We start from the raw sequence: 13,010 nt of genomic DNA on the forward strand, positions 1-13,010 counted from the left end.
CTATTTACAGATAGCGTGCTAAAACTTCAGCAGTAGCTTTTCCTGTTTTTTCCCAACTAAATAAATTCGCTCTGGCGATACCTTTTTGTGAAAGTTGCGATCGCAATTCTGCATCTGAAGCTATCATCTGCATCGCTTCAGTAATTTCTGCATTGTTGTAGGGATTAATTAGAATTGCTGCATCACCAGCGACTTCGGGTAGAGAAGAAATATTAGACGTAATTACTGGTGTACCGCAAGCCATTGCTTCTAGAACTGGGAAACCAAAACCTTCCCAAAGACTAGGGAAAACAAGTGCGATCGCACCATTAATAATTTTGGGTAATTCTTGATAATCAACATAGTTGAGAAACTTTACTTGATGAGTGATGCGGAATTCCTCAACTTGCATCTGTAAGACTGGGGTGTAACGCGGATCGATGGGGCCTGCTAACCATAGTTCATAATTGCTATTGTTTGGGAGTGCAGCAAAAGCAGCAATCAGGCGTTGTAAATTTTTATAAGGGTCTTGTCTACCGATGTAGAGAAAGTAGTTGCGAGTTGGTAAGTTGAGATAGCGAAAGTGTGTGCGATCGTGGGCTAGGCGAATAGGAGTAATTTTACTAGCGGGAATTTGGTAAAAATCAATAATATCGTCAGCAGTAGCCTGGGAATTACAAACAATGTGTTGTGCTTGCTGAAGCACTTGAGGAACGTAGTATCGGTGATATGGTGTCAACGGTGAGAAACGTTTAGGAAAGCGCAGTGGTATCAAATCATGAGACATCACCACAAAACGACAGTTTGCATAAAGCGGTGCTTCCGGAAGAGGCGAAAATAAAAGTTGAGATTTCAGTTGCCTATAAATTTTTGGTAATTTAAATTGCGTCCATAATAGGCGGTCAAAATGACCTTTCGTACCATGAGCAGGGGTGAGATTATTAGGTACTAAATAACAGTTAAAGTTTTGGTATTTTTGCGGTGTTAATAAAGTAGGGGTAAGAGATTTTAAATACGGAAAAATATTTTTAGCATAGTTACTTATGCCTGTAGGTTGAGATAATAGTATAGATAAGTTTATAATTAACGAATTTGAGTTCATTCAATAATGCTTCTGTAAGCCTTCAAGGTTGCTCGTGCTGTTTTTTCCCAAGAAAATAGTTTAGCTCTTTCTTTACCCTGAGAAATTAATTCTTGACGCAATTGAGAATCACTAATTACTTTTAAAATAGCTTCTGCTAGTTGGATTGGGTCATGAGGGTCAATCAGTATAGCAGCATTTCCTGTAACTTCTGGAATTGAAGAAGTATTAGAAGTAACAACTGGTGCGCCTAGCGTCATAGCTTCTAAAACAGGCATACCAAATCCTTCATAGTAAGATGGATAGACGAAAACATCAGCTTTTGAGTAAAACAGTGCTACTAATTCATCAGATAAATAGTCCAAATGTTGTATTTCATTTTTCCAGGGAGAACTTTCAATAGCTGCAAATATTGGTTCGTAACTCCATCCTTTTTTGCCAATTAATATAAGCTGATGTTCAATTTTATAAGTTTTCTTTAAAAAATTAAAAGCATTAATAAGTGTATTAATATTTTTTCTTGGTTCTATTGTACTAACAAAAAGTAAATAAGGTTTAATAAAATCATAGATTTTTTTTTGCTCTATTATGTGAATATTTCGTTCATATATAGGGTTAGTATTATAGCGACTGGCAAGCGGTGTTACATAAATTTTTTCTGGAGAAAAATTTAAATAGTTAATAATATCATTTTTAGAACTTTCTGAAATTGTTATAATTCTATCTGTCCATTTTAGGCATTGCTTAATACGACCTGTGTAAGTTTTAACTATTCGGCTAGAAAAACTAGGATACTTAATAAAAGTTAAGTCATAAATGGTCATTACATTAGTACTTTTAGTACAAGGATAAACAAAATTATCTGTGCCATGAACAATATCTGGATATCCAAAACAGCGTTCGTAATAAGGAACGATGAAATTAGGAAACTTACATAAAATACTCGTAATGCTTACTGGAATAGGTATAGTACATACAGGAACATCTAAATTTAAAAGATTAGGCTGATTCAATCTCCATATAAAAGTATTTTTTAACCTATTTTGGCGTACAATTCTCAATTGAAAATTTTCTTCTTTTTGTATTCTATATAAAGCATGAATTAAATTATAGACATATAAACCAACGCCGCTAGGTTGTGGACTTAAACATGTTGAGTCAATAGCTATTGTTATCATTAGTTTAGATAAAATAATATAAGTTATCAAACATTTTTTATGAGGTAAGCATAACTCTATGTTATTCAATTCTTTAATTAAATATTATTAAACACATTTAAAATTAATTTTATATTCTAATTAGAACTAAATTGTTGATCTACGGCTTTAAGTCGTCTAAACCAAGATAAATTTGGAAAAAACCACCAAAATATTATTTTTATAATTATTTTCGGAGCAACCCATTTTTTTAATTGCATAATTTCTTTTAAACTAATCCATATCAGCTTTTTCACTTGGTCATCATCGTATTTATTGAGATTTGTAGTTTCCTCAGCTTTTATAAATGCAAATGTCATTATCCAGTTATCCGGTACCTTTCCAAATTTCTGCTTGAGCATTTGATTAATTTCTTCATGAGCTTGTAATCTTTTACCTATTGTCTTATTATTTTTATACATCCGTGAGCCTGCCATTTTTTTTGGTACATGATAAAAATCAACATATTTTCCATAACGCAGCCATAATTCATAATCCATACAATACTCTAAAGATGTGTCTAAGTTTCCAAGTCGCTCAATTAAACTACGTCTAAAAAACACTGCTGGCTGGCAAATATAACAAGTTTGAACTAAACGTTTGTAATTCCAATTTTCTGTTGGATAGGAATAAATAATATTATCTAATTCGTCAATCCAGTCAGCATCACCATAAATAATTTCTATTTCTGGGCTTGACTCAAATATTTGCTTAACTGTATGAAATGTTCCTGGATAGTAAATATCATCAGAGTTAATCCAGGCAATAATATCACCTGTCGTTTTCGATATACCTTTATTTACAGCATCAGATTGTCCATTATCTGTTTCTGATACCCAACTTATTTGTTCATGATATTTTTTTAAAATTTCTACAGTTTCGTCATCACTTCCTCCATCACAGACGATATATTCCATATCATCTATATTTTGAGATAACACACTTTGTATAGTTCTTTCTATATAACGACCTTGACGAAAAGAAGGTGTAACCACACTAAATTTTATATTCATATAAAATATATATTTAATTTTTCGAGAACATTAAAATTTATATTTTTGGGTAATCTTAATTAGAAATTGAGTACATTTATATTATTTTTTTGCTATGGCTAATTCAAATATATTAATGTATTGTTTTGCCATTTCTTGTCCGTTAAATAGTTTAAGTCGCTCCTTTCCTTTGACAATTAATTCAGCAACTAAATTAGTATCATAACTAATTCTGAGTAAACAATTTGCTAAATCATCAGGATTCTTAGGATTAAAATAGATAGCAGCATCTCCTCCAACTTCTGGTAGACTTCCTGCATGACTACACACAACGGGTTTACCAAAATACATTGCTTCTAATAAAGGAATACCAAAACCTTCGTACAGAGAAGGAAAAACTAAGCACTCACAGCCACGCCAAACTGCTTCTAAATATTTTTCATCGAGAAAACCTAAAAAATGAATAGAATCATTGACATTAGCCGCTAAAACTTCTTGACGGAGTTGGTTTTCTTCATCTTTTAAATCTCCTGTGAAAACTAAATGCAAAGGTGAATCAGGAGATTTTTCTTTATATATTTTGTAAGCTGCTAAAAGCAGACGATGATTTTTGTGTTGCCAGTAGTTGGCTGGATAGAAAGCATAACGGCAATGAGATAATCCTAATTCTAATAAATATTGATTCGTTAGTTCTTCACTTAATCTTGACCAACGCTCATGAATTGAAACAGGAATAACAATAAGCTTATCAGCAGAGGCATTGAAATGTCTAATCAATGACTGGCGACAAAACTCAGATATACAAATAATTTTTTGAGATTTTTGAAGAAGAAGATTGAGAAAATTGGTACGGAGTTGTTGTTCTCTAATATCAAAAAAGTCTGGGTAATCCAGATGTTGCGTATCATAGACAATTGCTACAACAGGAATACCAGTTTCAGCAAATCTAGGAGCAGAAAAAGGGCAGAATAATAAGTCAACTTGCTTATCTTTAAGAAAATTTTTTAAGTAAGTTAATCTAGATAATTTAAATTTAATTTTTTTGAAAAAGTTTTTTACTTTTTGAATATTTACGTTAGAGCTACTATCTGTAATTAATTCTTTCATTAAAATTAGCTGAGTATTTTCTGTTTGATACTCAGCTAATTCTTGGTGATTCCAAGGCGCAGTTAGTAATAGAAAGTGGTAATCAGGAACTAATTGTTGAAATCTTTTTAAAAGTGTTAAAGCTAATATTTTAGCTCCTCCATTTTTGCCTTCAGGTAATAGAGGAGTTAAATCTATTGCAATTCGTGGAGATACGGACATACTATAGGCTACTCATTATCTGTTGGTAAACCAACTGCTTTCTTAAATTTGAACCAAGCAGTTCTTAACTGCCAAAACTTGCTACTTCGCATTGCGGCTATTGTAACCTTAGCTTGTTCAATTTGAATCTCAATATCCAGATTTGGATCTATGTTTGGCTCAAACATATCGACTGGTAAGCCAATTACTTTTTTTAATTTAAACCAAGCAGTTCTTAACTTCCAAAACTTACTGCTTTCCATAGCAGATATCAATTCCAGGAAATTTTTTAGCTGTGCTGGAGCTGGATTGGCTAGATGTGAGGTTATATTTTTATGTGATTGAGATTGCAATTTTTGTAGTTCGCCTTGTAAATGACGAAATTCTGCCCATATTTTAGAAACGGGTACAGTATTTTCATGTGTAGGTGTTTTGGCAGTTTGTATTAGAACTTCTGCAACTGTTTCTGCCATTTTTGACCATGAAAATTTCTTAGATTGCTCTACCCCAACAGCAATTAATAAGTTTCTGAGATCAGGATTTTGAATTTGAGACAATGCATTTACAAGTTCATCTACATTATATTCATTCACATAAAGTGCTGCTTCGCCAGCTACTTCAGGAATCGAGGAATTGTAACAAGTAACTACTGGACACCCACAAGCCATAGCTTCTACAATCGGCAATCCAAATCCTTCATATAAGGAAGGATATACTAAAGCGATCGCTCCAGAATAAGCTGTTTTTAAATCAGTATCATTCACATGAAGTATATGAGTAGAACTTGCTGAAACTAAAGCAGCAAGTTCTGGCTCTAGCTCTGGACGACCACCAATACAAACTATAGCTAAATCACTAGAATTTGGTAGTAGAGAAAATGCTTTGAAAAAATGGATGATATTTTTATAATTATTCAGACCAAGCCTTTCACCTACAACTATGAAATAAGGTTTATTGATATTATGTTTGGTTTTGAAGTGCTTAATTTCTTCAGAAGTTGCAGGGGCAAAGGTTTTGTCTAAACCACAATAAGCTACAGTAACTGAATCTGGTGGAATTTCAGGATAAAATTTCACTAAATCACTAGCTGTATTTTGAGAAATTGTTATATATTTAATAGCGTGTAAAATCCCATAGTGTTTTTCTTTCCATCCAGAATCATTAATACTTGCGTAACCAAGCACCTCTGGAATCATGTCATATCCCATGAATATGGATGGAGTAGATATCGGTGTTGTGTAATATGTTGAAATAAATAAATCAGCACCTTCTTGTTCACATATTTTTTGTAGTCTTTCACTATCAACACCTGTTTCAGTGTATCTATATTCTGGAGCTAATCGATAGCGAATACCACGAATTTTTGGGGCTGTCCCTGCTCTATCAAGGACAATAATATGTTTGCTGAAACCACTTTTTACCCACTCTTCAAGCAGCGATCGCCATACTCTAGCAATACCTGTGTTGAACATTTGAAAAAATACCCCATCAACTGCAATTTTTGGATATATCTTTTCAATTTTGGCTGTTGCTTTCTGTACATCTTCTGGCGATAGGAAACACCATTTATTACTTGAGAATTCTTTTTGGGCGATAGGTACTACACAGCATGAATCAGCCAGATCCACCATTGTTTCATCTTTAACCCAAGGAAAATAATCTCTAAGAAACAATGGAAACTGCTTTTGTTCTTGCAAGGCTATCCATTGCGATTCAGCACTTTTGTAGCCGTAATATATTTCCTTAAATTGCAATTGTTGAGGTGTAGTGTAGGCGTAATGATGAAATATTAGCCCTTGCTTTTCTGTTTCTTCATGTAGAAAAGGATTGATTCGAGCAATATCTTTTTGTTGATTATTTTTCACATTTTCGACTAATTTAGGAGGTTCGTGAGCAGCCCAGACATATCCAGGCTTATATCTCCAAGTTCTTAGCCATTCTTGTTGAGGATTTTGACTATAGCAATTACGGCTACTAACAACAATTTTTTCGCTTACAAAATACCAACACCAGTAAAATGCTGCTGTCTTTTCTGGATGTTTAATAAACATTTCTCTAGCTGTACATATTTGTTCTAGAGTCCACAATTCATCAACATCCACTTGCCATAATAAACACTCTTCTTGAATATTTTCAAGAGGAGCGTTAACCATTTCTCGTTTACCGTCCCAAAATATACCTTTAGGTTTACGATAAATCGTAATGTTTTCTGGGTACTGTTTTGATATGTTATCTAAATACTCTGTTGTACCGTCGTTGCTAAGTCCTTGTTCATGAATTGAGTCAAGAATTTTTCCGCCTAATTCTAAGCTCCATGCAGTATCATGTTGCAGCTTGGCTACACCTTCAACGATATGCCAATGCCATTTACATGGCAGTTGTTTAAAAACTTCAATATGGTAACGGATGAAAGGTTCACCGTTGAGAACTATTGTAAAGAAATGAATAGGTAAGTCAGGGTATGTAAATTGCAATCCTTTTTTCTTAAATATTGAGTAGCCATTTCTTAAATAAATATTTTGGTGAACTAATGTATAGTTTGCGTCTTTTAGTAGTCTTTGATGGCTATCAAAATTTTTAAACGTATTAATATCGTCTAAAATAATGAAATTAGCACCATATACTTCATCTAGCTCAATACTACCTGTAAACTCTGAGCCATCAATTAAAACAACATCAAAATAATCAATATTATTCTCTTCTTTAATTTTTTTTATCCCATCACCTGATACGCCAGAACTTTTGACATATTCTATGTCCTGTTCTAGCCATGATAAAACTTGCTCTAATGGATATTTTTTTAAATCTGTATCTTTTTGATAATAAAAGTTAATAACTTCATTTTGATCGGGAAATTTTTCCACATCAATCGATGATACGTTATAACATTTCACAAATGAATAATCTGCATATCGTTTCTGAAGTTCTCCAAATCTAGTTTTGGAAACTTCCATACAGTAAAGTGTTGGCTGATGAGGATTATTATTAATTCCTTGCACAAAAGCTGCTGTACTACCCCCTCCCGAAGAAGAGCCTATTTCAAGAACTGTTTTAATATTTACTTCACTGGCTAATTTTTGAATAGCTTTATATAATTCGTCTTCATTTATTTCTGGAGGAATTAAATCCTCAATGGAAGTATTATTTATTTGCTTTGACATAGTAATTACCAAAATTTACTATTTTTGTGCCAATGTTAATTTGTGCATTAACTATTTATTTTAAACGAAGAACTTCTTTAACTTTAAACCAAGCTGACCTTATCTTCCAAAATTTACTAGTTTTCATAGCTTCAATCTCTGCTAAAGCTGCTTGTAACTGGTTAGACAATAGATTATCTTGGTTATTATCTAGGTTATCTAAAACTTTTGCTTTTTCTTCTATACGAAATAATCCCCAATACCCTTGGGGATTTATAATAATATTTTGATATTTAGCAATTCTTGCTTTTAACCAATATTCTGTTTGATATACAGGAGCTTTATCTTGTATATCAAACATTTCTCGCAATGCAATTTCTAATTGACTGGATTGCCCTCCACTGTAATAAGAAGCAATTATTCTATTATAATAAACTATATTAATATCTTCTTGTTGTGCCAATCTTAAAAACCATTCATAATCTGAAGCAGATTTGTAAGATTCATTAAATAAACCTATTTTATGAAATAAATGAGATTTGGTAAAACTAGCTTGGTGGGGTAAGCAACCGCATAGCAGTTCTTCTAAAATATATTCTGGGTGTGGCGGCTTGTGTACGTGTCCTGAATTATCAACTTCGGTTCTAACTTGAATATTGCCATATATAAATTCGCTATCTGGCTTATTTTTAATAACCTCAGCCACATCCTCTATAACATTTTGATCTATTAAATAGTCATCTGCGCCCAGAAAGTATATAAAATCTCCAGCAGCAAGTTTTATACCTTTGTTCATTGCTGCATAAATTCCGCCATCTGGTTCACTAACGAACTTGCTAATACAGTCGGAATTTTGCAAAACTATTTCTTTGGTTCTATCTTGAGAATCACCATCAATAATTATATATTCAATGTCTTTGTAAGTCTGACAAGCTACGGATTTAATAGCTTTTTCAATATATTTATCTGCGTTTTTGCAAACTGTGATAATTGATATTTTCATTAATTTATTACTTTTACGTTTGTTGGCAAGTTCCGAAAAAAATAAGTGTTATAAACTCAGAAATAAGTTTGGATTAAGTTGGAAGTAATTGATGAGTAAGCTTATCTATTATGAACTTATCTTTATGTTCAGAATCCATGAAAGAGATTTTATGAATTAAACACATTTGTTAATATTTTTTCAACTTCAATTATTACTTAAACCAATAAGTCTTTTTAGTTTAAACCATTGTGTTCGCAATTTCCAAAATTTGCTAGATTTTACTCCTTCTAGTTCTAATTGAACCTGATGTAATTGCAAGTTCTTTTCATCAAGATCTACCTGAATCTGTTGTACTTGTGTTTGGCTTTTCTCTAATTGTGCTTGAGTTACCGCCAATGTAGCTTGATTTTGTTTTAATAGTGACTGATACTGTTGTAAATCAGTTAATATTGCTTTCTTTTTATCTATCAATTTCAAGATTTGCTCTGAGAAGGAGCCTATAATACAAGATTCTGGAATATCGCTGAAGTCTGTCTGTGAATTTAATTCCTTGTATCCTAAAGTTTGCATGAGGTGAGAATGTTTGTGCCAAAATAATTGTTCAATAGGTTGTGTCCAATTTATATCTGGTTTCCAATCTTTATGTCCTTTTCTAAAGAATGATGGCTCAAGTTCATTTAACTTATCAAAAGGATTTTCCCATTGCTTGATTGGATTCTCAATTGAAATAAAATTAGATATTTTTTCGATCTCTAATTCTGAATTGTTTAATAAATCTTCGTATCTAATTACTAAAGTTTTATTTCTATGAAAAGGGTTCCATTTATAAAAATGGCTAGACCAATCACCAAACATATCATCGCCTAAAATCAATTCTAAAAGGCTGCTATCAGATTGTCTAAAATTTTTAATATAGTAAAAATATGATAATGTTGCCATTCTTCCATCACGGATTACATAAATACAAGGTTGATTATCTAAAGGTTCTAAATGAGTTTTTACAAAAAAAATTTCTTTAGAAGAAGAAGCCTTTTCATAAAAGTCTTCCCAGCTATTTTCGTATTCTATATGTCCAGTAATTTCTCCTACTTGTCCAGAATGTTCTTTTTCATGATTAAAGATTGAATAGGTTTTGAATCCAAAATTTTGATATATTATAGTTCTTAAAAACGTGTTTCCACTCCGGGGATAAGAGGCTAACCAGACAATCATAGTATTTTATTAATATTTAATAAGTTTGAGTTTACTAGATATTTCCAATCAAATAATAAGTTAATTTTGATTCTAATTTAATGCTTTTAAATAACAGTCTACTGTTTCATTTGAATCTCCCATATATCTTAATTTTCCTTTATCAAGCCAAATCACCCTTGTACAAGATTGCTGCACAAATCTCAAATCATGAGAAACCACTAGAACTGTAGCGTTATTATCCCAAAATCTATCAATTCTTTGCTTACACTTATTTTTAAAACTTTCATCCCCAACAGATAAAACCTCATCTAAAATCAAAATGTCTGGTTGTACATCTGTGGCGATCGCAAATCCTAATCTTGCAACCATACCTGATGATAAACCCTTTACCGGAACGAACGCATAGTCCTGCAATTCTGCAAACTCTAAAATTGAATGGGCTTGCTCTTTCATTTCGGCTCTAGAAAAACCCAGTAATACTCCATAATAAATTATGTTATCCATTACAGAAATGTCTGGATCAAATCCTGCGCCTAATTCAATCAAAGGTGCAATCCTACCACGCACTCTCAAAGAGCCACTGGTTGGACGAAGAATACCAGAAATTATTTTTAAAAGAGTTGATTTACCAGAGCCATTTGCCCCGATAATACCTATTTTTTCTCCTTTTTCAACTACTAAATCTATTTTGTCTAGTACTAATTTTTTTGCTGGTTCCCGATATTTGCCCTCCAAAACAGATAAAAGAGTTTTTTTCAGGTCATAGGAAAATTCTTCTTGTGTACGTCGCCACAGTGAAACTTGATCTAGACGAATTACTTCCATTTACAGCAAATCCATAAATTGATGCCGCCACAACTGAAAACAAGTCCAACCCAGTACAAAAATAATTACACTACTGAGCATGGTACTTAACAATAAACTTAAATCTGGTAGATTTGAGGACAATGTAATTTGACGCAGACTTTCAATGATTGGTGATAAGGGATTTAATCCTAGAAAAGCCTTGACTTGTTTTGGTACGATCGCAGCTGGATAAAAAACCGGACTACTCAACCAAAGTACAAATACAACTAACTCATAAAAGTAAGGTAAATCTCGAAAAAATACGTATAAAGCACTAACAAAAAATCCGACACCACTACAAACTAAAATTAATGACAGGAATGGAAATATTAACGTAAATACATTAATTAGACTTTTGGAATTAATCAAAGTCATGACTACTAGTAAAGGTAGCGCCCCAACTGTAAATTGAAATACATTGGCAGCAATCATCGATACAGGAAAAATGCTGACAGGCAAACGAATTTTATTCAACAAAGCACCATTTCCCACAACACTAGCCAAGGCTTGAGATGTCGATGCTGAAAAAAAATTGACTACCACTAGTCCTGTAAAAGCTGCCAAAACATAGTTTATTATCGAATTATTGTAATAAGCTGCAAAAGCAGCCCCAAAAATAGCAGTATATAACCCTGTCATAATTAGTGGGTTCAAGAGCGACCAATAGACTCCCAGAACAGAACCTCGATAGCGGACTTTCAGATTCCGCTTAACCAAGACATAGATTAATTCCCAGTAGCGTTGCGCTTGTAACCACTTTGCATCATCTTTTAATAGAATTGTCATCCTCAAAAGTCACCACACACTATGGGCAAGTTATTCGCGCATTTTATACTATAAAAGGTACAAACTAACAATTAGCAGTAGAATTTTAGTTGATCAGTAAAATCTTATGAACAGTTTTGTAGACAAGTCATTACTGTGAAAGTTATGTTGCAACTGCTAACCACTGCTAAAAATATCGTACATCTGTAAGACTGGCTAACTGATCAATTTGTTGCGATCGCTCTCTACAAATCATCCACCATTATTTATTGTCACCTTTACCTCCCTTGCTATTTTGTTTGGAGTAACTCAACAATTTGTGATGTTGCTAAACCTCCACCGTACAGTTTATCTGGAACTTCGCTACCAGAAGTTACCACCAAAGTGTCTAATATACCACTAAATACTGCCGTCGCCTCTAGAGGTGGTAATAGGCGGTTCCATCCCAATTGCACCAACTCCACCCATTCTGTTTCTTCTCGTAAGGTGACACAAGGCACTCGATAAAAAAATGCTTCTTTCTGAACTCCGCCAGAGTCAGTGGTGATGAGTTTGGCATTTTTCTCTAACATCACCATGTCTAAATATCCCACTGGTTCTATGATTTGGAGAGAGTCACTGACAGTTTCTAATAAATCTGCACGTAATAATGCAGCACGGGTGCGGGGGTGAAGCGGTAATAGAACTGGAATTTTTTGGCTAACTTTTGTCAGTCCTGTAAATATTGCTTGCAGTCGTGAAAGGTCATCAGTATTTTCGGCGCGGTGAATGGTTGCCAAGATGTAGTTTTTAGAAGTCAATCCTAGCTTTTGTAAAATCAAGCTTTTCTGTTCTGCCTTAATTCCGTAATCAAGAGCAGCATCGTACATTACATCGCCAACCAAGTGAATTTTTTCTTGAGCAATTCCTTCGTGTTGCAGATTTTCGACAGCAGCAGTGGTAGGAGCAAATAATAAATCTGCGGCGTGGTCGGTGAGTACGCGATTTATTTCTTCTGGCATTTTTCGATTGAAGGAACGCAAACCAGCTTCTACATGGGCTACTGGTATATGCAATTTGACAGCAGCGATCGCTCCTGCCAAAGTAGAGTTTGTATCACCATAAACTAAGACCCAATCTGGTGATTCTGTTAACAATACTTGTTCAATTGCCTCTAGCATCCGCCCAGTTTGTGCGCCATGACTTGAGGAACCAATTCCTAAGTGGTAATTAGGTGCAGGAATTTCTAGTTCTTGAAAAAACACATCAGACATGTTTTCGTCATAGTGCTGACCTGTATGAACTAATACTTCTTGAATGTCAGGATGAGATTGTAGCTTTCTGGAAACTGCGGCTGCTTTAATAAATTGGGGACGAGCGCCAACAATCGTGACAATTTTCATAGTATTTTTATTTGTATATACAGGTTTTGTAATTTTGGGAATGCTCTGGTCTAGTGATACTGAGCCATAGCCACAATTACCGCAAATGATTCCGATAATTGATCCCCTATCGTTTGCGATCAGCTTTATAAACTATTACTGGATTTAAATTAAGGAATTTTTT

General features: G+C 33.6%; 10 protein-coding genes. All 10 read right to left on the reverse strand.

All coding sequences use genetic code 11. The features are described from left to right. Positions 1-4 precede the first annotated feature (4 nt). Positions 5-1,081 (reverse strand): glycosyltransferase family 4 protein, encoded by a 1,077-nt coding sequence (locus tag ACMX3D_RS27175; RefSeq protein WP_482748884.1) that lies wholly within the window; start codon positions 1,079-1,081, stop codon positions 5-7. Continuing rightward, complete coding sequence (locus tag ACMX3D_RS27180; RefSeq protein ID WP_482748885.1) at positions 1,078-2,238, reverse strand: glycosyltransferase family 4 protein; 1,161 nt, start codon at positions 2,236-2,238, stop codon at positions 1,078-1,080. The genes ACMX3D_RS27175 and ACMX3D_RS27180 overlap by 4 nt, the downstream gene beginning before the upstream one ends. A 116-nt stretch (positions 2,239-2,354) precedes the next feature. Beyond that, positions 2,355-3,269: a glycosyltransferase family 2 protein gene (locus ACMX3D_RS27185; RefSeq protein WP_482748886.1), complete on the reverse strand. Its 915-nt coding sequence runs from the start codon at positions 3,267-3,269 to the stop codon at positions 2,355-2,357. An 81-nt stretch (positions 3,270-3,350) separates the two neighbouring features. Then, complete coding sequence (locus tag ACMX3D_RS27190) at positions 3,351-4,556, reverse strand: glycosyltransferase family 4 protein (protein WP_482748887.1); 1,206 nt, start codon at positions 4,554-4,556, stop codon at positions 3,351-3,353. Positions 4,557-4,564: 8 nt separating this feature from the next. Beyond that, a complete protein-coding gene (locus ACMX3D_RS27195) occupies positions 4,565-7,696 on the reverse strand; it encodes a glycosyltransferase family 4 protein (protein ID WP_482748888.1) in 3,132 nt (1,043 codons plus the stop codon). Between the two features lie 55 nt (positions 7,697-7,751). After that, a complete protein-coding gene (locus ACMX3D_RS27200) occupies positions 7,752-8,678 on the reverse strand; it encodes a glycosyltransferase family 2 protein (RefSeq protein ID WP_482748889.1) in 927 nt (308 codons plus the stop codon). A 186-nt stretch (positions 8,679-8,864) separates the two neighbouring features. Continuing rightward, positions 8,865-9,872 (reverse strand): sulfotransferase domain-containing protein, encoded by a 1,008-nt coding sequence (locus ACMX3D_RS27205; protein ID WP_482748890.1) that lies wholly within the window; start codon positions 9,870-9,872, stop codon positions 8,865-8,867. A gap of 72 nt (positions 9,873-9,944) precedes the next feature. Next, a complete protein-coding gene (locus ACMX3D_RS27210) occupies positions 9,945-10,679 on the reverse strand; it encodes an ABC transporter ATP-binding protein (RefSeq protein WP_482748891.1) in 735 nt (244 codons plus the stop codon). Further along, complete coding sequence (locus tag ACMX3D_RS27215; RefSeq protein ID WP_482748892.1) at positions 10,680-11,486, reverse strand: ABC transporter permease; 807 nt, start codon at positions 11,484-11,486, stop codon at positions 10,680-10,682. Between the two features lie 269 nt (positions 11,487-11,755). Continuing rightward, on the reverse strand, positions 11,756-12,847 hold the full coding sequence (gene wecB, locus ACMX3D_RS27220) for a non-hydrolyzing UDP-N-acetylglucosamine 2-epimerase (protein ID WP_482748893.1): 1,092 nt from the start codon (positions 12,845-12,847) through the stop codon (positions 11,756-11,758). Positions 12,848-13,010: the final 163 nt, after the last annotated feature.

Source organism: Anabaena sp. TISTR 8404, assembly GCF_056847745.1.